At 35.3% G+C, this 20,843-nt stretch carries 20 protein-coding genes and 1 tRNA gene; 6 read left to right on the forward strand and 15 right to left on the reverse strand.

Translation table 11 applies throughout. From position 1 onward, the window contains the following. Positions 1–28 precede the first annotated feature (28 nt). The 5 genes from ruvA to ABJ974_RS13980 all read right to left on the reverse strand — a co-directional run bounded on the left by ruvA (position 29) and on the right by ABJ974_RS13980 (position 6,197). Positions 29–613 carry a Holliday junction branch migration protein RuvA gene (ruvA, locus tag ABJ974_RS13960; protein WP_419868839.1) on the reverse strand — a complete coding sequence of 195 codons (585 nt, stop codon included), beginning with the start codon at positions 611–613 and terminating at the stop codon, positions 29–31. Positions 614–788: 175 nt separating this feature from the next. Further along, on the reverse strand, positions 789–2,120 hold the full coding sequence (locus ABJ974_RS13965; RefSeq protein WP_419868840.1) for a carbohydrate porin: 1,332 nt from the start codon (positions 2,118–2,120) through the stop codon (positions 789–791). Between the two features lie 568 nt (positions 2,121–2,688). Next, complete coding sequence (locus ABJ974_RS13970) at positions 2,689–4,989, reverse strand: NADP-dependent malic enzyme (protein ID WP_419868841.1); 2,301 nt, start codon at positions 4,987–4,989, stop codon at positions 2,689–2,691. An 11-nt stretch (positions 4,990–5,000) separates the two neighbouring features. Then, a complete protein-coding gene (locus ABJ974_RS13975) occupies positions 5,001–5,852 on the reverse strand; it encodes a BadF/BadG/BcrA/BcrD ATPase family protein (protein ID WP_419868842.1) in 852 nt (283 codons plus the stop codon). 75 nt (positions 5,853–5,927) lie between these two features. Beyond that, positions 5,928–6,197 carry a hypothetical protein gene (locus ABJ974_RS13980; RefSeq protein ID WP_419868843.1) on the reverse strand — a complete coding sequence of 90 codons (270 nt, stop codon included), beginning with the start codon at positions 6,195–6,197 and terminating at the stop codon, positions 5,928–5,930. Between the two features lie 230 nt (positions 6,198–6,427). Here ABJ974_RS13980 and ABJ974_RS13985 point away from each other — a divergent pair, with 230 nt between their 5' ends. Genes ABJ974_RS13985 through ABJ974_RS14000 form a run of 4 tightly spaced genes read left to right on the forward strand, consistent with a single transcriptional unit; the run spans position 6,428 to position 10,473 of the window. Next, positions 6,428–6,886: a GtrA family protein gene (locus tag ABJ974_RS13985; protein WP_419868844.1), complete on the forward strand. Its 459-nt coding sequence runs from the start codon at positions 6,428–6,430 to the stop codon at positions 6,884–6,886. Beyond that, positions 6,879–7,607: a lysophospholipid acyltransferase family protein gene (locus ABJ974_RS13990; protein ID WP_419868845.1), complete on the forward strand. Its 729-nt coding sequence runs from the start codon at positions 6,879–6,881 to the stop codon at positions 7,605–7,607. The genes ABJ974_RS13985 and ABJ974_RS13990 overlap by 8 nt, the downstream gene beginning before the upstream one ends. Positions 7,608–7,646: 39 nt before the next feature. Next, positions 7,647–9,425, forward strand: a complete 1,779-nt coding sequence (locus ABJ974_RS13995; protein WP_419868846.1) for an MFS transporter — start codon at positions 7,647–7,649, stop codon at positions 9,423–9,425. Beyond that, positions 9,415–10,473 carry a DUF3810 domain-containing protein gene (locus ABJ974_RS14000; RefSeq protein WP_419868847.1) on the forward strand — a complete coding sequence of 353 codons (1,059 nt, stop codon included), beginning with the start codon at positions 9,415–9,417 and terminating at the stop codon, positions 10,471–10,473. Before ABJ974_RS13995 ends, ABJ974_RS14000 begins: the two co-directional genes overlap by 11 nt. 413 nt (positions 10,474–10,886) lie before the next feature. On the opposite strand, the gene ABJ974_RS14005 is transcribed toward ABJ974_RS14000, so the two are convergent. The 8 genes from ABJ974_RS14005 to greA all read right to left on the reverse strand — a co-directional run bounded on the left by ABJ974_RS14005 (position 10,887) and on the right by greA (position 18,621). Continuing rightward, the gene (locus ABJ974_RS14005) at positions 10,887–12,623 is read right to left on the reverse strand and encodes a CocE/NonD family hydrolase (protein WP_419868848.1); all 1,737 of its coding nucleotides are present in this window, start codon (positions 12,621–12,623) and stop codon (positions 10,887–10,889) included. Positions 12,624–12,699: 76 nt separating this feature from the next. Next, positions 12,700–12,773: transfer RNA gene (locus ABJ974_RS14010), tRNA-Met, on the reverse strand. Between the two features lie 44 nt (positions 12,774–12,817). Then, positions 12,818–14,101 (reverse strand): peroxiredoxin family protein, encoded by a 1,284-nt coding sequence (locus ABJ974_RS14015; RefSeq protein ID WP_419868849.1) that lies wholly within the window; start codon positions 14,099–14,101, stop codon positions 12,818–12,820. Positions 14,102–14,162: 61 nt separating this feature from the next. Then, on the reverse strand, positions 14,163–14,372 hold the full coding sequence (locus ABJ974_RS14020; RefSeq protein WP_419868850.1) for a signal peptidase: 210 nt from the start codon (positions 14,370–14,372) through the stop codon (positions 14,163–14,165). Between the two features lie 5 nt (positions 14,373–14,377). Next, positions 14,378–16,393, reverse strand: coding sequence for a T9SS type A sorting domain-containing protein (locus ABJ974_RS14025; RefSeq protein WP_419868851.1), 2,016 nt, complete (start codon positions 16,391–16,393; stop codon positions 14,378–14,380). A gap of 78 nt (positions 16,394–16,471) precedes the next feature. Then, a complete protein-coding gene (gene clpX, locus ABJ974_RS14030) occupies positions 16,472–17,656 on the reverse strand; it encodes an ATP-dependent Clp protease ATP-binding subunit ClpX (protein ID WP_419868852.1) in 1,185 nt (394 codons plus the stop codon). 62 nt (positions 17,657–17,718) lie between these two features. Continuing rightward, positions 17,719–18,108 (reverse strand): HIT family protein, encoded by a 390-nt coding sequence (locus ABJ974_RS14035; protein ID WP_419868853.1) that lies wholly within the window; start codon positions 18,106–18,108, stop codon positions 17,719–17,721. Positions 18,109–18,150: 42 nt separating this feature from the next. Beyond that, positions 18,151–18,621, reverse strand: a complete 471-nt coding sequence (greA, locus tag ABJ974_RS14040) for a transcription elongation factor GreA (RefSeq protein WP_419868854.1) — start codon at positions 18,619–18,621, stop codon at positions 18,151–18,153. 109 nt (positions 18,622–18,730) lie between these two features. Here greA and ABJ974_RS14045 point away from each other — a divergent pair, with 109 nt between their 5' ends. Both ABJ974_RS14045 and dtd read left to right on the forward strand, forming a co-directional pair. Beyond that, the gene (locus tag ABJ974_RS14045) at positions 18,731–19,183 is read left to right on the forward strand and encodes a hypothetical protein (RefSeq protein ID WP_419868855.1); all 453 of its coding nucleotides are present in this window, start codon (positions 18,731–18,733) and stop codon (positions 19,181–19,183) included. A 2-nt stretch (positions 19,184–19,185) separates the two neighbouring features. Beyond that, on the forward strand, positions 19,186–19,635 hold the full coding sequence (gene dtd / locus ABJ974_RS14050; RefSeq protein WP_419868856.1) for a D-aminoacyl-tRNA deacylase: 450 nt from the start codon (positions 19,186–19,188) through the stop codon (positions 19,633–19,635). A gap of 99 nt (positions 19,636–19,734) precedes the next feature. Here the strand turns inward: dtd and ABJ974_RS14055 are convergent, their stop codons facing one another. Next, entirely contained in the window at positions 19,735–20,250 is a 516-nt protein-coding gene (locus tag ABJ974_RS14055; RefSeq protein ID WP_419868857.1) for a hypothetical protein, read from the reverse strand. 53 nt (positions 20,251–20,303) lie between these two features. Then, positions 20,304–20,843, reverse strand: a complete 540-nt coding sequence (locus tag ABJ974_RS14060) for a hypothetical protein (RefSeq protein ID WP_419868858.1) — start codon at positions 20,841–20,843, stop codon at positions 20,304–20,306.

The following is a 20,843-nucleotide window of genomic DNA, read 5'->3' on the forward strand; positions in this document are numbered from 1 at the left end:
TAAGAAACTTGTTATTCACCACCAAATGTTAAATGTTTTTTAAAATTTGTTTAACCAATTCTTCTACTGAAATGGTAGGATTTTGTTTTATAATGCGGTCAGCTATCTTCTCGCTCATTCTTTTAGGAATCCCTAAAACTTCTAATGCAGATAACGATTCTTCCTTAATTTTATTATCCACAAATGTAGAAATATTTTCTTCTGAAATATTGAATTTTTGGACTTTATCTTTAAGATCTACAATTATTCTTTCTGCTGTTTTAGCTCCTATTCCTTTTGCTTTTTGGATCAGTGCACTGTTCCCGGAAAGGATGGCTGAAGCGATCTCCGCCAGGCTTAAAGTGGATAATAATATGAGAGCGGAAACGGCACCTACACCATTAACGCTTATTAACAGATTAAACATATCTTTTTCCAAACGTGTGTTAAATCCAAAAAGAAGATGAGCATCCTCTCTTATGATCTGCTGGGTAAAAAGAAAAGCCTGCTGATTTAAAGCCAGTGTTTGTGAGGTCATTAAACTGATACCTACATAGTATCCTACCCCATTTACATTGATTACCACATAGGTTGGAGTTAACTCCTGTACAGTGCCTTGTAAAGAAAATATCATGTATATATATTAAAAGCCCCAAATATAGTAATTTAAACTAATTTACCACTTCCTTTCACAGACACCTGTATTTTAACTTTATTTTACAGTTCTTCTTCAATTAACCATCAAAAAATATAAAAACTCCAAAAAATTGAAGTTTTTATAAGAATATCCTATTATTAAGAAGATGTTTTTACCACCAAACTTCCAATTGAAGCCCGGCAGTAAATCCTTGATTTTTATTTTTAAGCTTAGTATTAAAGGAGGAAACACCTGTAATCCCTCTAAAGCTGTCAGACCAATGTGCATATGTTACGAAAGGACGGATAACCGGCCGGGAATAATATCCATAATTCCAGGTAATCTGTGGTGAAAAGGTGATCTTCTGCAAACTTCCTTCGATTCCCAGCTTTGAACTTTTCATATAATCATTTCCTGCTTCCAGGGCCAGGTTAAAATGCTTGTTGATGTAATAAAGATAACGGAACCCTATACTGAACCAGTTTTTTGCTCTCTTATGATCTAAAATCATCCCCTCCGAATCTATATTTCCAACTCCATAGTCATTATATTGATAGGTCATTATAGCTTGTACAGCATTTTTAATTTTGTCATCATACACAAAATTATGGGTGATATCCAATGTATTGGCTTTACCCAGATCGTATATTCGGGTCGCATCGTTATATTCGGATACTGTTTTTCCGGTGTACCCATTAGCCACTACGCTACTTCCTTTACGGAATATAATGCTGGAAGTATGTGATATATTCCCTTTGGAATAAGTCCACCATCCTCCAATGCCATATCCGGAATGACCGGATCTATTGGCTTCTTTATTTTTTGAAAGTGAACTCAGCTGCCCCACCAGGTTTACTTTGGAATGTTCGGTAAGCGGTATATCCAGATATCTTAGATCTGCTACATAGGAATAATAATCAGGGTTTGCCGGATAACTGAATTCCATGAAGGCAAGGTTTAGGTTTCCCGAGTTTTTAATCTTATAGTTTTCAATTCCTATTCCCACCTGGGAATTTTGGGCGGAATTGAGCCAAAAATAATCTAAGGCTTCAATATTCCTACGGTCATAATAACGTTTCCCCATCCAGATATCGGCTCCATTGATTACTTTATTGATCTTTCCATACAATTGTGCTGTTTCCGGGAAATCTTTATAATCATCACTTCCGTAAGGAATATATTTAGACATCATATAAGTAACTTCATAAAGATTGACTGAATCCTTGTTTTTGTACCTGTAATTGAATTGTAGCTCGGAATAATGATTGGCTTCGTTCCCCATCCTGAACTTATGAACATTTTCGGGGGTTACAAAATCCACCATCTGCTCTCCGTCCGTACGTCCGATCCCTGTTCTTATATATCCGTTAAAAGTAAATTCATGGGGATTGAACTTCTGTGAGTAGCCTAATTTAAACTCAAGGCACATAAGAAATACGGCAAGTATTTTTATGCAAGTCAAAAATCTGTACGGTGTTTTTTTCTTAATAATTTTTCTCTTCATTTATGTTATTTAAATAGTATAAACTACGTTATAGCAGTATTTAATTTAAACACAATAAATGGTAATAAAATGAATGACTCAGGTACTTTTATAGAGTAAAAGTGATACCCATCCGGGGATATGATCAAGGATAATTAAAAACAGAAAGCCTTATGAATTTTATATCCTCTGAAGGTAGAGTCTAATCAAGACTAAGAACACGGCTGTCATAAGAAAAAACAGACCGACAAGTCACGTTGAATTAATAATTTTATCATCATTTAAGTTGTGTTTATTTTTGTGTTTTTTTAATTAATTCCTCATACAATTTCATTATTATACAAATTGCTGAGTAGCGTTCGATTCATTATCTGTAAACTTATAGATTATTATAATTCATAATTATTGATCCGGTATCTATTATAAATTCCTTTTTGGAGAACTTAATCGGATATAATGAATTTTTAATTATTCGCAATCTAAGAATTTTTTTTTAAGTAAAAAAAATCAGGCTTATATTTATAATACAAGCCTGACATTATTAATTTCAAAGAAAAAGCCATTTATGAAGTTTTCTTCCCAGACTTTATCAATCCAAATTTTTATTTTTAGCTTCTCTCCTTTGTGCATCTAAAACTGCAATAGTCGCCAGGTTAACAATCTCGTCCACACTGGAACGCATCTGTAATACGTGTACAGGCTGCTTTAATCCCATAAGAATAGGTCCAATAACCTGAGCTACTTTCATCCCTCTTATGATTTTATAGGAAATGTTAGCACTTTCGAGGTTTGGAAATATGAATGTATTGGCTGGAGTTGTTCCCAATTTGGAGAAAGGATAATCACTCAGGTGATCTGAATTCATCGCAAAATCTGGCTGAATTTCTCCGTCCACTATCATTTTAGGGAACTTTTCATGAAGTATGCTTACTGCTTTTGCTACTTTTTTAGAAGTTTCGGCAATAGCTGCGAAGTTTTCATACCCCAACATGGCGATCCTCGGCTCTATGGCAAAAGATTTCACGGTATACTCCGCCATTCTTGCAATATTGACAAGGTCTTCTGCAGAAGGATCCTGATTAATAGAGGTATCGGCAAAGAAGATAGGTTTCTTTTCCGAAAGGATCATCATCATAGCTGCAATCTTATCTACTCCTTTATCTTTTTCAATCACTTCTAATACAGGACGTAATACTGAGGTATAATTTTTAGAAAAGCCTACTATCAATGCATCGGTATCTCCATGCTTCAGCATTAAAGGGCCAAAGTAGTCTCTTTGTCTTACATATCTTTTAGCTTTGTATTCGTTCATTCCTTTTCTCTGACGAAGTTTCCAAAGCGTTTCCCTGTATTTTCTTCTGTTTGCTTTTTGATCATCATCATTCGGGTCTATGATAGGAACATCCAGCTTAATACCGAATTTCTCCATCTGCGCCTGAATGTATTTTTTCTCTCCCAATAAAATAGGCTGTGCAATTCCTTCTTCATAAAGAATCTGAGCTGCTTTCAATACATTGTATTCTTCAGCATTTCCTAAAGTTACTCTTTTCGGATTGGATCTTGCACGGCTCTGCATCATTCTTACCAGCTTTTCATCTCTTCCCATTCTGTCTAAAAGCTGATTTTCATATTCTTCAAAATCTTCAATTGATCTTCCGGCTACTCCACTTTCCATAGCCGCTTTGGCAACAGCACTGGAGACTTTGGTGATGAGACGGTTATCAAACGGCTTAGGAATAAAATATTCTCTACCGAATTGTAAATTTTGAATATTATAAGCTAATATTACTGCTTCCGGAACCGGTTCTTTTGCTAAATCAGCTATGGCTTTTACCGCTGCCAGCTTCATCGCTTCATTGATTCCTTTGGCCTGAACATCCAATGCTCCACGGAATATGTAAGGGAATCCCAATACATTATTTACCTGGTTAGGATAATCACTTCTTCCGGTCGCCATGATCACATCTTTTCTTGTTTCCATCGCCAGGTCATAGGCTATCTCCGGATCGGGATTGGCAAGAGCAAAAACAATAGGATTATCGGCCATACTTGTAAGCATTTCCGGAGTCATGACGTTACCTTTGGATAAACCTACGAAAACATCTGATCCTTTCACCGCTTCTTCTAAGGTATTGAGAGGTGTATCTATGATAAAGTCCAGTTTTTCAGGGGTAAGGTTTTCCCTTCTGCTGTTTATCACCCCTTTACTGTCGCACATTAATACGTTTTCCTTTTTAAGACCTAACGCTATATACAGCTTTGTACACGCAATAGCTGCTGCTCCGGCACCATTTACCACCATTTTCACATCTTCGATTTTCTTTCCTGCTATTTGCAGGGAGTTGATCAAGGCTGCGGCCGAGATGATAGCGGTTCCATGCTGATCGTCATGCATTAAAGGTATATTCAGCTCTTCCTTAAGTCTCTGTTCAATATAGAATGCTTCAGGAGCTTTTATATCTTCCAGGTTAATTCCTCCAAAAGTAGGAGCAATTCCTTTTACAATTTCTATAAATTTATCGGGGTCCTTTTCATTAATTTCAATGTCGAATACATTGATATCCGCAAAAATTTTAAATAAAAGCCCCTTCCCTTCCATTACAGGTTTTGAAGCCTCCGCTCCAATGTCTCCCAATCCTAAAACAGCAGTACCATTGGAAATTACAGCAACAAGGTTTCCTTTTCCTGTATAATCATATACCGTTTCGGGTTTGTCATGGATTTCCATGCATGGAACAGCGACTCCCGGAGAATATGCCAAAGATAAATCTCTTTGTGAGGAATGGGGTTTTGAAGGAATTACTTCGATTTTTCCTTTAGGTTCTGATTTATGATAGTCTAAAGCAGCCTGCTTAAAGGCATTTTCGTCTCTGTGAGTTTTACTTGACATAACTATTTCTTTTAAAGTATATATTTAATATGGTAATCCACTAAGCGCTCAATGGGCTTTTGTACCACATTACCAACATTCAAATTAAGTTCTGCAGCTGCAGAACGGAGTATATTTTCGTAATAATAGGCTATTGACCCTATAAAATTGATTTCAGCTTCCTTCGACTCCTCGTAAGGCAGCACCTGATAATCAAAAAAATTCTTCATTTCCTCAAAAACCATATTCTGGAAGTATGGATGAGTTTTTCTTTCCACTACAAATCGGTTGAAATCTGCCAGGTAAGCATTGGCACGAGGGTTATGATACATATTTTTCAATGCATCTTCAATGGTCAAATGATAAGTTTCTTCAAATTCCTGATGTAGATCGGCAGGAAGCTTTTTCATAAAATATCTTCTCACCAATTGTTTTCCTATTGCACTTCCACTTCCTTCATCTCCCATCAAAAAGCCTAATGAAGGTAATTTTATACTGAGATTCTTTCCATCGAAATAACAGGAATTAGAGCCTGTTCCCAAAATACAGACAATAGCGGGTTTCCCGTTATAGGCGGCATACGCTGCTGCTGTAAGATCTTCTTTGACTACTACAGTGGCTTTATCAAAAAATCTGTTCAATTCGCGCTCTATAATGGCACAGTTTTCGGGAACCCCACAACCTGATCCATAGAAAAAAACTTTGGTAATGGATTTTTTTACAGAGTTCAGATTGATATTTTTTTCAATTTCCGGAACAATGAGTGCGGCTGCAATATTATTCGGATTAAATCCTATGGTTTCGGTTTTCATAAAAACCTTCCCGAAATCATCCAATATAACCCAATCACATTTGGTGGACCCTCCATCAACAATAGCAACCATATTTTGTCATTTTTTTAAGAATGCTAAAATATGAATTTATCTTGATATAGATTTAAAAGCTCTTCTGTAAGCGACCTAAGAATTATCAGTTTTTAATTTTTTTTTATCATTAAACTGAACCAACCAATCTTCTATTTCGTCCTCCAGATAAGATTTCTGAATAATAATAGCGTTAATAAAATCATCGGGCAGCTGTTCTCCGTTGGAGTTTTCAAGATTCCATAGTTCATCGGACATATTTTCATACTCTGAATAAATCCTTTTGAAGCGGGAATTTTCCCGTTCCAGCGCTTCAATATTTTTTTGCTGAAGCTGGAATTTCCTGTATTTGTTTTGATGTTTCATACAAAATTGTAGAAAATTGAGTTATCGTATTAGTTATCAGTATGTTTCAGCAACATATTACAAGATAGAAAAACAACCAACATAAACAGTTGAAAATGAATTTATTATCAGGTAGATTTCACTTGACTCCGAGAAATAAATTTATAAATATTTTCGATTCAAAAAAAAAATTTAACATCTTTTTTTACTGTTTAACATATAGTTATAAATTTGCATTTCATATATACAGGATGAGAGAGTTAATACTACGACAGAAACAAGTTCTGTTCTTTGTAATTGCCGGAGGTCTTAGTGCAATTATAGAGATCGGGAGTTTTAAAATATTCAGCACCTATATTCCAAAGGGGCTTCCCCATGAGGTCAACTTTCATGGAATTCACTATCCGCTCAGTAATATTTTCTCAACGAGCTGCGGAATTCTGAGTAATTATTTTTTAAGCATCTGGTTTGTTTTTGAGAGAGGAAAACATTCCAAGAGAAGAGAATTTGCTTATTTCATGGGAGTTTCTTTTATTTCTACCTTATTAAGCCTCGCCTTTTTCCAAATATTTTACAGTTTTATTTTTAAAGATAATATTGATTTACTGTTTTATACCCTGAGTCCGGAAATGATCAGTAAAATTTCTGCCATTTTACTGGTGTCCATCCTTAATTATTCTGTAAAGAAAAAAGTAATTTTTAATGGGTAAGGTTTTAAATTATCTGTGGAGATTCTGGTTGCTAATTTTAGCTTTTATATTAACTATCCTTTTCGGGATACCTGTTTATATTTTATCTTTCAGCAAAAAGCATTATAAATATGCCTACAAATTCATCAGGCTATGGTGCTTCGGAATGTTTTACGGAATGGGCTTCCGGTATGAGCTTATTAATCTTACTGACAAAAAAATTGACAAACAGAGACAATATGTTTTTGTTTCCAACCATACTTCTCTCATGGATATCATGCTTCCCTGTATCTTATTTCCGGATCATCCTCTTTGTTTCGTGGGTAAGAAGGAGCTGGTAAGAATTCCCATCTTTGGAACCATTTATAAAAGGATTTGTGTAATGGTAGACAGAAAAAGCGCCAGAAGCCGTGCGGAGGTCTACCGGAGATGTGCTGAGAAAATGGAGGAAGGAAACAGTATTGTCATCTTCCCTGAAGGGGGAGTACCGGACGATACTTCTATTATTCTCGATGATTTTAAAGATGGAGCTTTTATTTTATCTTCAAAGCATCATGCACCTCTTGCAGTATATACTTTCGTAGGATTAAAAGAAATGTTTCCTTTTGATAACTCCAGGGGCTATCCGGGGAAAGTGAAAGTTTATTTTAATGATATCATTGAGCCTATACCTGATCAAAAGGAGATGAAAGCAATGACTTATCATACAATAAAAAAAACACTGATCCATAATAGCTATTAAAAGAAATAATTATATTTGTTCCGAAATTTTTAATAAAACATGTCTAATACTACAAATACAACACAGCCTACCAATTACCCGGCGCTGTACACCCTCGTTTTGGTGTTTTTTTTCTGGGGCTTCATTGCTGCAGGTAACAGCATCTTTATCCCTTTCTGTAAGAATTACTTTTCCCTTGATCAATTTCAGTCACAGCTTATAGACTTTGCTTTCTATACTGCTTATTTCCTGGGAGCTCTTTTATTATTCATATTCAGTACGATAAAAGGTATTGATATTATTGGTAAATGGGGCTATAAAAAGAGTATTGTTTACGGATTGCTTCTATCTGCCATCGGAGCGGCTATAATGATTGTTGCTGTAAAAAGTAATATCTACTATGGTATGCTCATCGGGCTTTTTGTAGTAGCTTTAGGCTTTTCCATCCAGCAAACAGCTGCCAACCCGTTTGCAGTTTTATTAGGAGATCCTAAAACCGGAACCAGCCGACAAAATTTAGCGGGAGGAATAAACTCTTTCGGAACCTCTATCGGTCCTATTATCGTAGGGCTAGCTCTTTTTGGTACGACTGCCTCTGTAAATGACGACCAGATTAAACACCTGGCCCTGGATAAGGTTATCCTGCTATATACTGCAGTGGGCGCCCTATTTTTAGTTGCAGCTGCTATTTTTCATTTTTCAAAAAAGCTTCCTTCGGGTATCTCCACGGAACCTATGGAAAAAGCGGGAAAAGCAAGAAAGACTTTAATTGCGATGACAATTCTGGTTATTCTTTTATTTATCCCGGTGTTTAGCAGTTATAATTCTGATGATGCAAAGCAGATCGAGACACTGAATACTGAAATTACCACTTTAGACCAATCTATAAGTAAAGAGACTGACGCCGCTAAAATAACAGCTCTACAAAGCCAGGTTACCAGTAAAAAAACAGAACTGGAAACCATTAAGCATCCTTTAGAAAAAATGAGAATGTACTATCTGGGAGGAGCTTTACTGGTCGTTATAATCTCTCTTTTATTTGCCAACAACAGTGCTAAAAAGAATGCTGAAGGATGGGGAGCGATGAAGTATCCTCAGCTCGTATTGGGAATGATCGCCATTCTTTCTTATGTAGGAGTGGAAGTGGCTATCGGAAGTAACCTGGGAGAACTGTTAAGCTTGCCTGAATTTGGTGGACATCAGTCTTCAGACCTGGCGCCATATATTTCTATGTATTGGGGAAGTTTAATGATCGGTAGATGGACAGGAGCCATCAGTGTTTTTAATTTGAGTAAGCAACAGCAGACAATTGCTACTATTGTTGTTCCTTTCATTGCTTTCTTAGTGATTTTGGGTATCAATACGATTGCGCAGAAAGACATGTCACATCTTTATCTGTATGTGATCTGCATCATCATCCAGGTTATTTTGTTCCTGATCAGTAAAAATAAACCGGCTATCACCTTAATTATCTTTGGATTATTTGGTGTAACGGCTATGATCATAGGATTATTAACAACCGGGAATATTGCAATCTATGCTTTTCTTTCGGGAGGTCTGGCTTGTAGCATCATGTGGCCTTCTATTTTCACTCTTGCCATTACAGGTTTGGGGAAATATACGGCTCAGGGATCAGCTTTCCTTGTAATGATGATTTTAGGAGGAGGTATTATCCCGCCTTTACAGGGTAAATTATCCGATATCATAGGAATACATAGTTCTTACATCATTCCAGTGCTCTGTTTTGCTTATATTACTTTGTTTGCTTATTTAGCTAAAAAATCTTTATCTAAGCAAGGTATTAACGTAGATATTATAGAATCCGAAGGTGCTCATTAATAGTAAAAGAACATATCATAAAAAAAGATTTTGGGCAACTGTTTTAGTTGTCCAAATTCTTTTATTCTTCGCCTTTTCCCGATTAAAGGCTGCTATTGCATTTTTTGAATTATTCTTTGAAATTCAGAAAAAGGTTCATCAGCTTCTGTTTTCCTGGATCCCTTTTTCTATTGGGGATATTCTGTACGTTACACTGGGAGCTATGTTAGTATATTATATTTTTAAAGCTTTCAAGAAAAAAAGCAGGCATTCTTCTGTTTTGAAAATACTGATCGTTATTAATATTTTTTATTTTTCATACCAGCTTTTTTGGGGGATGCTCTATTTTCAAACTCCCATCATTGAAAAACTTCCGGATGAAAAACCCACGGAGGATAAAGCCAAAAAGCTAGCCTTATTATACCTGGAAAAATGCAGAAATACGAGAGCTGCTGTAAAAGAAGATAGAAACGGAGTGTTCAGGATTACAAATATCTGTTCTATCCAGCAGGAGATCTTATTCCAGCAAAATCAGCTTCCTCCTTATATTTCCAATAAGAAAAGCTATTCAGTAAATTCCTTTAAGCCCAGCTTGTTTAAAAGGATAATGAACTTTACCGGAATTTTAGGATATTATAATCCGTTTACAGCAGAAGCTCAATATAATTCGGGACTTCCTTCATCTTATATTCCATTTACGCTGGCTCATGAAAGCTCTCATCAATTAGGGTTTGCAAGAGAACAGGAAGCCAATTTTATAGGATATCTTATTGGGGTTAATTCAAATAATGCAGAGCTAAGATACAGCACAGAATACTTTACATTAAAGAGTTTATTAAATTCTTTGGTGGAGAAAGATCCTGCTTTTGTAAAAAGTGTACTGGACAGCTATTCTCCTGCGATGAAGAGAGACAGACAATTTGAAAAGAATTTTGTTCTTCAGCATCAGGGCTTATTGGAAGAAGTTTTTTATATGACCAATAACTTATTTTTAAAAAGCAATCAACAGGAAGGTTCGGTTACTTATTCTTATTTCATCGAACTTTTATTGCGCTTTGAAAGGGTATAAAAAAAAGAATCGTATCAGGCGATACGATTCTAAAAACACAAATGATGAAAAAAAATTTATTACCTTGACTTGTTCCCTCATTCAAGGCGTTGTAAAAGTACAACATATTTTTAAACAAAAAAAGTCCTTTCAAGTATTTTCCCTTATTTTATGAAAACTTTATGAAAACTTTAAGACTTTTTATATTTATGGAAATATTGTAATATTTAAAAATAAAACAACAAATTATTAATTTATATAAATTTAAAACAACATAAAATAAAATTTATTTATAAATATACATAAATAAAATAATTTAAGTAAATAAAAATTAAACTAATTAATACAAACTTAACTTTAATGCAATGCAGAATTAATTTTCTTAAAGATGAAAATTATTATAGGTGAATGGTGAATTATATTCATAAAAACCACTAGTTGAAATCCAATGGGAGTTCGATATAAGTATTTCCAAAGATTCTAAGATCCACCGGTTCATAGGCATCTTTTAGCGTTTCATTACTCACATCGCCTCCTGTTCCATAATTTATTTGCCAGAATGGACTTTTATTTACGCCTACCATCACCATCAGGCTACTGCCCTTCGGAATTCTCTTGCTTACAAATTCACTGTTATTGATGGGAATACTTTCTTTCTTGCCGGGAATAAGCAAGCTTCTCTGTTCTCTGTTTTTGGCATAGCTGGCACGCGTAACACAGCTGGAAAGTAATATATATTTGTTATCAGCTGTCTTTTCAAATAAGCTAAAGTACAGATCAACATCTTTCTTGTTCACAGAGAAGGTTAGCTCACCAGAAAATCTTCCTGAAAAGTCAATATCCTTATCAAAAGGTTCTGTTGTATATATCAAATTATTTTTTCGATAGATTTCGTTATCTACAATATTATATTTTAAATTAAGTAATTCATTGGCATCCGTTCTATCTTTGAGATCAACCGTAAGTGTTGAAAAGTTTTTACGGTCAGGTTTAGTAAGTAACAGGAACTGTCCATTTTTATGGTTCAGATACCATTTCATTTTCTGATGTTCAAAATCACTTAATGAAGCTTTACTCCGCCATTCGTTACTGCCCATAAGCTGATAATTTATTTTATTTTTCAGGGCTTCGGGTTTATCGTCATTTTTAAATATATAATTAAACCATTCCAGATAGATTTTATTAAAATTAATCTTTGCAACCGGATCTATCGTATATCCTCTCAGGTTACTTTTTATAGCTCCTTCTACCCCTTGATGATCATAAGGTCCTATTATCAGATAATGTTCTGCATTTTTATTATAAAAAGTATGCTCATTGAGATAATAGAGGGCTCCTAACTGGTCTGCATCATAATATCCGGTAGTAGTGAGTACAGGAATATTGATCTTTGCGAAATCATCTTTATAAGGAACCATACTCTTCCAGTAATCATCATACGAAGGATGATCCAGCCAACGCTGAAAGCCTACATTCGTTTTTCCACTTACAGAATCGAGTTTACTGAAAGACACGCCGCTTTCATACCATCTTTTATATACAGCATTCCATTTTTTCCAGTTATTAAAATCCGCATTATCCGTCATCTTATTATTGGTAACACGATTCAGCCAGGATAAAGTGTAGGTAAAGAATATATTATTCCTCATAGGAAAGTCTACTCCAGGTCCTACAGCCGCCTGTGAAATAATAGTTTTTAGCGCCGGATGAAGTTTTTTAGTAGCCGCCCATGCACTGAACCCCGAATAGCTATGCCCCAGCATTCCTACCTTTCCATTGCTCCATTCCTGTTTTGTAATCCAATTTATCACTTCATGAATATCTTCCGCTTCATGCTCAAACGGATCCAGTACATTACCACTAAGGTATTTTCCTCTGGTATTTAGAACAACCACGGCATATCCTTCTTTAGCAAAGGATTTACCCAGCGCTACATTATTTACGTCCGCATATATAGTATTAATCAGTATGGTGTTTTTGGTTTCCTTATTGAGTGGGTTTAGGACCAGACTTAAAGTAACGGTTACATCTTTCCGTATCTCAACATTTATACTATCATAAACCATTAGATTTTCTTTTTTTAAAGAAGCTCTTATGTCTTTATTTTGGGCACTTATATTCAGCCCCACTAAAATGCTGATTATAAAAAAGATTTTAATTATAAAATTCATTTGTGTATAATAATAGTCACTTATAAAGATAGTAATAAATAAAAAACCGCAACTATAAAGTTGCGGTTTCAATTTGTAGCGAAGACGGGAATTGAACCCGTGACCTCAGGGTTATGAATCCTGCGCTCTAACCATCTGAGCTACCTCGCCGTTTTGGTGGTGCAAATATATAAAATATTTACTTTTCACCAAAATTATTTCAATTTAAAATATTCTAAAACATCCCCTACATGGTCTGGTTTGCTGATTATCTTATTATTAGCATCCAAAATAAAATAAGTAGGAGTAGCATGTACATTATAGGTATCGGCATAGCTGCTATTCCAGCCCTTTAATTCAGAATCGTTGATCCATGGAAAAGCGGCAATTCTATTGGTATATGAATTCTTATCTACATCCAATGAAAGCCCTATAATCTGAATATTTTTAGCTTTAAGATCATTATACTTAGCCAGGAACTGAGGGATTTCAGTTTCACAATGTGAACATGTAGAAGACCAGAAAATAATAATCTTTTTATCGGCTTTAACATCATGAATAGTCTTCGCTGTAGTATTTACCGGTGATATGAATTTATAGTCCGGAAAAGTAGCTCCTATTTCCACATTGGCATTGGATTTCAATGTTGCTGCTAAACGGTCCGTAATGGTACATTTAAGGTTTTTTGCTTCGGTAAGGTATTTATCCTTATACTCTTTCATATCGTAAGCATCAAAGATGTCGATAAGCTCGGAAAGAACAGTCTGCCCTCTCGGCGTTTCTACCTTTAATCTATCCAATAATTTATCTACGGAACCTGTTACATTCGTATTTCCTCCTGCGTTTAAATAGGTAACTAAAACAGGTCTCAATAAAGAAGATGTTTCCAACATATCATTAGACTTATCCAGGAAGTTTATAATATCCTCCTGAGTAGCCTTCTTTGCTCCTTCAGCTGAAGCATATTTATTATAGTTGGTATTATAATAATATATAAATGGATGCTGAGCCTGATCAATTGTTCCTACTCCTGATAATCTACTGATCTCTCCTTTTAGTGACTGCCCGAACTCCGTATTATCTTTATAGTACTCCTTAATCTGAATCAGGGCAGGCAGAATGATATCTTTCTTCTGGGAAGTTTCCTGGACTTTATTCATCAGTTCATTGGATTCATCCTGATAGATTACATTTTTAACTTTATTATTAAGTGTTTCCAGCTTAACATTTACGTTTTTATTTTCTGAAATAAAGCTAATGGTACTATTTGCATTGGGAAAATAAATCTTCATCATTCCCATATAGCTTTGGGGATACTTGAAGGTCCAGACATTGTTCTTACTTTGCTCTTTTGTAAAGACAATATCCTTTGATCCGTTTAATGTATATAAAATAGCCTCTTGCTCTTTAAAATCAGCTGGCGCCTGTACTGCTACCGTGAATTGAGCCTGCAAAGAAAATGCAGCCAATAGTGTTGATAAGATATAAGTTTTTTTCATAGAGTAAAAATAAAAAAACTCTCTGACTAATCAGAGAGTTTGCATTTATTTTAATATAATTTTATGCTTTTTGACTTTTGTACTTTTTAGTAAAGAATACTATAAATGCTACTGCTACTGCAGATAAAACATATACGTACATATCAATAGGTGCTGCCTGGTCTCCAGGACCTACCCCTCCACCTCCACCTCCCGGTTGTGGCGGCTGGGCGTTGATTAGTAACACCGCAAAAAGAAAAAAGGCTGATATTAGTTTATTAATAGTTTTCATATTATTTATTTTAAGATTTTAGTGTTAACAGTCTCTCCAGTATCTGAAACAATTTTTACAACATAAGAATTTTTAATAGAGTTATCTAATTCAATTACAAAATCTGTTGAAGTATTAACTGCTTTTTTAGAGATCACCAGTTTACCACTCATATCGTAAACCTCAATATCTGCTTTCTTCCAATTTGGATCAAATCTAACAATATAGTTAGTAATTTCTGGGTTGTAAACAACCATTGTTCTTGAAGGCTTAGCTGTTGCTACTGTTTCTTCTGTTAATCTGCTTGTTGTAGAAGTAGGTGCTCCATAATATAGATCATACTCACTTCCAGCAGCTACAACAGCTCCTTGCTTAGCTTCAGTAACGGCTCCATTTGGTGCTTTGTAGTAGAAACCAACACCTGTAGATAATGCATGGGTATTGTCTGCTACTAATTTAGCATTTTCTCTAATTTCAAATTTATAAGACTTAATAGCTGTACTATAATTTACAAGTTTTACATTTTTACCTTTGAAATCATTTTCATTGGCTTCATTGATGTATAACCAGTATTTTGAAGTAAAGTTATTATCATAACCTCCAGTTTTAGCCTCTTCAAAGGTTCCTACTACATTTGTAGTTTCGTTTTGAACCTGAGTTTTAGCATCTACAGAGTTACCAGTTGTTCCGTTAGGGAATACTACATAATAAGTTCTTCCTAGCTCTTTACCATTAGCATCAAGTGCAATAACACCTAACTGCTTTACAGTACCAGATACAGTAGTAGCTCTGGACCCCATAAGGGATGTAGAAGATGCCCCTGCGTTTCTGCTAGCTGATACATTATAATCAGTACCTGCATCTCTAGTATAGTAATTGAATCTTCTCAGATTAGCAAAATTAATCTGGTCGCTTGCTGTATTATCATAAAGTTTTACGGCAAATGTACCAAAAGGTCTAACCATTAAATAATCAACATCTCCAGTAGGCACACCAGCGTTGAAGGTTACAAATCTGTAACCTGTAGCTCCAGTCCCTCCTGTACCATTAGCTCCTGAAGTAGAAGTAACACCAGTAACTTCTAATCTAACTCCCTGAACAGTTGTTAAATTTACTCCATCACTATCATTAGATGCAATTTGAGATAAATCTAAGTTAGTTAAAAATGGATTCCCAAACTGATACAAGTTTTTTCCATATGTACCTTGCCATGCAGTTCCTCCCGCAGCAATATGGAATCCATCTTGAACATAAGAAGCATATTTCTCTTTATATTCATTAAGGGCTGTACCATTAGTTCCAAAATTAACTGTAGAACCAGCACCTTGAAGAGTAGCTACAACTCCTTCATCAGCAACCGGTCTTCCTTTAATAGTTCTAGTCAAAGTACTCACATCAAGTGAATTCCCTCCTAACATGAAATAAAATAATGTAGCGGCAGCAGTAGTTCCAAATCTAGATGTCGTAACATACGGGAAATGTTTAGAAACCACTTTTGCATTATCCCAATACAAAATTTCATTTTTAGAATATCTCGTTGGGGAGAAGGTTTTACTTAATTCTGAGTTTAATGTAGACATCGATTTAGTAAAAAACGGCATACTTATCTGTTGGTATGTTCCATGATTTACCGCTCTAAACTCCTGATCTACAATACCGGTAATATTCGTTTGTGGAATACCCGATATATAGAGCTGACCATACGTATAAGTTGGTGTAGCTGTTGAACTGTTAACATTAACAGTAGCATATGCATCAGGTTCATTCAATTTGTTAATGAAATTCCCTCCACCGTTAGCTTCTGTTTTAGCAACGTTCGAAGCGTCAATAGTTCTGAAAGCATCTGTAGAAGTACCTGCGACCATGATATTTCCATGATTTTCGATAACTCCATTATCTTTCATCTGCATGCCTCCACCACTATATACTAGTGTGCCCTTACTCACATACATATTAGCATTAGTGTCTACGTGACATAAAATCTGCGCCTGAACAGAATAACTAACTGCTAAAAGACCTATAGCAAATAAACTTTTTCTCATTGTATATTATAATTTGTGCGTTAATACAATCTTCAACTGCAAAGGTATGATTTTTTTTTAAAACAAAAAAATTTTTTATCATTTAACAAAAATATTATCTTTAGTTAACGTAACTTTTTTTGTTTCACCTACCGAAAACATATAGTCCTCAAGGACTTTCTCTGTTGTTCCTCTTAACCCTCTGGCTCCTAATCCTTTTTCAATAGTTTCTTCTACAATCACCTCAATTGCCTCGTCCGTAAATACCAATTCCGTGCCATCCATTTTGAACAGTTCCACAAACTGATTTACAATCGAGTTTTTAGGCTCCTTCATGATACGGATCATTGTTTCTTTGGTCAGCTTATCCAGGTAAGTAATTATTGGAAAACGTCCTAAAAGCTCCGGTATCAGTCCAAATGAGCGAAGGTCAATTGCATTAATGTTAGTCAGTATATATTCATCTTCATCTGTCTTATTGATCTTCTCTGAACTGAAACCTATCGCCTGCTTGTTCATCCTTCTTTCGATAATCTCTTTAATACCGTCAAAAGCTCCTCCTGCTATAAACAATATGTTCTGTGTATTCACCTGAATATACTTCTGATCCGGGTGTTTTCTTCCTCCCTGCGGGGGAACATTTACAATACTGCCTTCCAATAATTTCAACAATCCCTGCTGGACACCTTCGCCGGAAACATCCCTTGTAATACTCGGGTTATCCGACTTTCTGGCTATCTTATCGATTTCATCTATAAATACGATTCCTTTTTCCGCTTTTTCTACATCATAATCCGCCACCATCAGAAGTCGGGATAAAATACTTTCCACATCTTCACCTACATATCCTGCTTCTGTTAAAATAGTTGCATCCACGATACAGAAGGGAACATTCAATTCTCGGGCAATGGTTTTGGCCAATAAAGTTTTACCTGTTCCGGTTTCCCCTATCATAATAATATTGGATTTCTCCAATTCTACCTCTCTGTTTTCGTTTTTTGCATGCAATAATCTTTTGTAATGATTGTAAACAGCTATGGAAAGTTGTTTTTTTGCCTGATCCTGTCCTATGACATATTGATCCAGAAATTCTTTAATTTCTTTAGGCTTTTTCAATTCGTCTATATTTTCTGCCGGGGAAAATCCCTCTTTGGACACACCATCTTTAACGATAGCATGAGCCTGTTCTATACAATTTTCACAAATGAAGCCATTTTGCCCAGAGATCAGCATTTGTACTTCATTTCTTTTTCTTCCGCAGAAAGAACATTGATTTGGGTTCATCTTATTTACTATATATTTAAGAGAAAATCGTAAAAAATTTCTTTTTTACGATTTCATTTTTATCAAGAATTAATGATTGCGTTTTGAATTTCTTTGTATTCTTCACTTGTCAGTTTCAATCTCTCATTTCTGAAGTTCATATCTTCCATTTTCTGAAGAGGAATCAGATGGATATGAGCATGAGGCACTTCGAGTCCCACTACTGCTACTCCCACCCTTATGCATGGAATTGCAGTTTTTATTTTTTTTGCTACTTCCTGAGCAAATCCCCAAAGGTTTTTATACTCTTCACTTTCCATGTCAAAAATTAAATCAACTTCTTTTTTGGGAACTACTAATGTGTGACCTTTTACCAGAGGCATTGCATCCAGAAAGGCTATAAAGTTTTCATCTTCCGCTATTTTATAAGAAGGAATTTCTCCATTGATGATTTTAGTGAATATACTGCTCATTGATCGAAATGTATTTTTTATTACAAGTGGAAGTTACGTTATTTATAAAGAAATTTCCAATACTTCAAAGGACAATTTATTTCCATTAGGTAATACTACTTCCGCAGTTTCTCCTACAGCTTTCCCCAATAGTCCTTTGGCTATGGGAGTGTTCACAGATATTTTTCCGCTTTTCAGGTCACTTTCATTATCCGGAACCAATGTAAATACCTGTTCTTGTTTTGTATTGTTATTTTTTAGTTTAACAGTCGTTAAAATGGAAACTTTTGAAGTATCTAACTGGCTTTCGTCAATAATCTTAGAAGTAGATATAGCATCTTTAAGCTTGGAAATTCTCATTTCCAGCATTCCTTGTGCCTCTTTAGCTGCATCATATTCAGCATTTTCAGATAAGTCTCCTTTATCTCTCGCTTCTGCAATCTGCTGGGTAATTTTTGGTCTCTCAACTGTTTCCAGTTGTTCCAGCTCGGCTTTCATTTTCTCTAAACCTTCTTTGGTTACATAGCTTGCCATAATTTTAAAATTTTGTTTTTAGTATAAAAAAATAATCCGACATTTGCCGGACAATGTTTTTGTGTAATCTTCGTTTAATTTTTACAAAGATATAAAAATTTAATTTGAAATGAAAAAAACTTTTTCAACCCTAATTATTTTAACGTTATTGATAATCAGTTTATTACACATAAACTCATGCAGTAATAGGGATGATACCGTAAGTTGTTTTCCAACCACCCCGATTAGTGTTACTTTAAATCTGAGTCTTCCCGCTTATTATACCCTTAACCAGGCAGGCGGATGGCTGTATATTGATGAACAGCAGGCGGGTACCAGAGGTTTGATTGTTGTAAGAGGATCCGGTAATACTTTCAAGGTCTATGACAGAAATGCACCCCACCTCTGCCCTGATACCAATACCACCCTGGAGGTGAAAGATAACATAAGCATTGTATGCCCTAAAGATAATGCCCAATGGATCTTACTGACGGGGCAGCCTACTGCAGTATCTACTCTTGCTCCTAAGACCTATTTTTACAACTATGACCCTATCACGAATGTACTTAATATCTATAATTAATTATGAAGGTAGTTATACAAAGAGTGTCTGAGGCGCATGTAAAGGTTGATGGTAATATCGTAGGTGAAATTAAAAAAGGATTCATGCTTTTGATCGGAATTGATGAAGCCGACGAAAAAGCTGATGCAGACTGGATCATTCAAAAAGTACTCAATTTAAGAGTTTTCGCTGATGAAAATGAAAAGCTTAATCTTTCTATAAAAGATATAGCGGGAGAAATTCTCTGCATCAGTCAGTTTACTCTTATTGCAGATTATAAAAAAGGCAACCGTCCTTCTTTTATAAAAGCGGCCAAACCGGATAAGGCTATTCCTTTATTTGATTATTTTAAAGAGGAGATCGCCAAGTCCGGATTGAAAACGGAAAGTGGCATTTTTGGTGCGGATATGAAGGTTTCCCTTGTCAATGACGGACCTGTAACGATAGTCATGGACTCGATCACCAAGAATTAATTTATAATAAATTCCATTCCTGTTCTGTTAAGGAATGACCTTATAAAACAAACGCCTTTCAAAATTGAAAGGCGTTTTCTTATAAACTTTTATAAAAAATTAATTAGCAGGTACACTATTAAAATTCAATGTTACCTTTAAATTCATATCTGACGTAGTCTGGTTTTTCAGCTCATAAACCGTTCTTACCGTAAGTCCGGAGCTTTTTACTACCTCATCGAGATATCCTGACTCGCTGTTTATGTCTAAATTAAGGCTGGAGCTATTCGCAGAAATATTGTTTCGGGATGCAACCAATCTTTCTCCTGTCCCGTTAGATGAAATATAAACCTTTATGGATTTTAACGAACTTAGATTTCCACCTGAAGGCGATACGACTGAAACTTTGGCATCAGAAATTCTTACATCTTTTATTTTTGCATTATTATTTCCTCCAAACCAGGTTTGTACATTGGTTGCAGTTGCGGTAGAAGAAACTTCTTTATCCGCAGGAACCCCTGTTGAAATTAAAACATTAGCTGTATAAGGAAATGTATTTTGAACCAGTGACTGAACAGTTCCACAACTTACTAATGCTGTAGAAGCCACTATTGCGGTTAATACCAGATTTTTCATAATGTATTTTCTTTAATCTATTGTCTAAACATTTTGCAGAAATCATACCAATTCTATTCTACACTCACTGAAAATTTTCCTTTCGTATTTCCCGAAGCCATATTACTCTTACCTATGATAAGCCAGACTTCTCCTTTCCCGGGTGTAGTATGGGTTATTTCTCTTCCAAAAGGACCGTCATATCCACCATCAGGAAGTTTTATCTGATTAAATCTTATGTTAAAATCTTTTTCTTTGGTATTGATGGTTGCTTTTATTTCGGGTTGATCGTAATTTATAATTTTCAATACCAGCTCCTGATCTTCCATAGTAAATTCCTCCCCCATTGTAAAAGGCAGCTGTGAGGCATCCGCAGTTCTTATAATCTGTCCCTCTTTTTCATTTCTCATTACTCCTTTGCGAAGAACTTCTTTGGTAACGGGTGAATTGTTAATAATCGAATCCTTTTTCCGGATGGCAACCGAATCGACTTCAGATGGGGAAGGTGGCAATTCTGTAACTGTCATGGAATCTTTGCCTGGAGTATCGGAGACATTTGCTTCTTTTTTACATGAAATGATGAGTAAGGGGATTAATAACAACAGCTTTTTCAT

This window comes from Chryseobacterium sp. CT-SW4 (assembly GCF_048572715.1).
Taxonomy (GTDB): domain Bacteria; phylum Bacteroidota; class Bacteroidia; order Flavobacteriales; family Weeksellaceae; genus Chryseobacterium.

Bases quoted from the DNA above. Each gene is read 5' to 3' on its own strand.
- ruvA (WP_419868839.1), bottom strand. From the start codon at position 613: ATGATATTTTCTTTACAAGGCACTGTACAGGAGTTAACTCCAACCTAT.
- ABJ974_RS13965 (WP_419868840.1), bottom strand. From the start codon at position 2,120: ATGAAGAGAAAAATTATTAAGAAAAAAACACCGTACAGATTTTTGACT.
- ABJ974_RS13970 (WP_419868841.1), bottom strand. From the start codon at position 4,989: ATGTCAAGTAAAACTCACAGAGACGAAAATGCCTTTAAGCAGGCTGCT.
- ABJ974_RS13975 (WP_419868842.1), bottom strand. From the start codon at position 5,852: ATGGTTGCTATTGTTGATGGAGGGTCCACCAAATGTGATTGGGTTATA.
- ABJ974_RS13980 (WP_419868843.1), bottom strand. From the start codon at position 6,197: ATGAAACATCAAAACAAATACAGGAAATTCCAGCTTCAGCAAAAAAAT.
- ABJ974_RS13985 (WP_419868844.1), top strand. From the start codon at position 6,428: ATGAGAGAGTTAATACTACGACAGAAACAAGTTCTGTTCTTTGTAATT.
- ABJ974_RS13990 (WP_419868845.1), top strand. From the start codon at position 6,879: ATGGGTAAGGTTTTAAATTATCTGTGGAGATTCTGGTTGCTAATTTTA.
- ABJ974_RS13995 (WP_419868846.1), top strand. From the start codon at position 7,647: ATGTCTAATACTACAAATACAACACAGCCTACCAATTACCCGGCGCTG.
- ABJ974_RS14005 (WP_419868848.1), bottom strand. From the start codon at position 12,623: ATGAATTTTATAATTAAAATCTTTTTTATAATCAGCATTTTAGTGGGG.
- ABJ974_RS14015 (WP_419868849.1), bottom strand. From the start codon at position 14,101: ATGAAAAAAACTTATATCTTATCAACACTATTGGCTGCATTTTCTTTG.
- ABJ974_RS14020 (WP_419868850.1), bottom strand. From the start codon at position 14,372: ATGAAAACTATTAATAAACTAATATCAGCCTTTTTTCTTTTTGCGGTG.
- ABJ974_RS14025 (WP_419868851.1), bottom strand. From the start codon at position 16,393: ATGAGAAAAAGTTTATTTGCTATAGGTCTTTTAGCAGTTAGTTATTCT.
- clpX (WP_419868852.1), bottom strand. From the start codon at position 17,656: ATGAACCCAAATCAATGTTCTTTCTGCGGAAGAAAAAGAAATGAAGTA.
- ABJ974_RS14035 (WP_419868853.1), bottom strand. From the start codon at position 18,108: ATGAGCAGTATATTCACTAAAATCATCAATGGAGAAATTCCTTCTTAT.
- greA (WP_419868854.1), bottom strand. From the start codon at position 18,621: ATGGCAAGCTATGTAACCAAAGAAGGTTTAGAGAAAATGAAAGCCGAG.
- ABJ974_RS14045 (WP_419868855.1), top strand. From the start codon at position 18,731: ATGAAAAAAACTTTTTCAACCCTAATTATTTTAACGTTATTGATAATC.
- dtd (WP_419868856.1), top strand. From the start codon at position 19,186: ATGAAGGTAGTTATACAAAGAGTGTCTGAGGCGCATGTAAAGGTTGAT.
- ABJ974_RS14055 (WP_419868857.1), bottom strand. From the start codon at position 20,250: ATGAAAAATCTGGTATTAACCGCAATAGTGGCTTCTACAGCATTAGTA.
- ABJ974_RS14060 (WP_419868858.1), bottom strand. From the start codon at position 20,843: ATGAAAAAGCTGTTGTTATTAATCCCCTTACTCATCATTTCATGTAAA.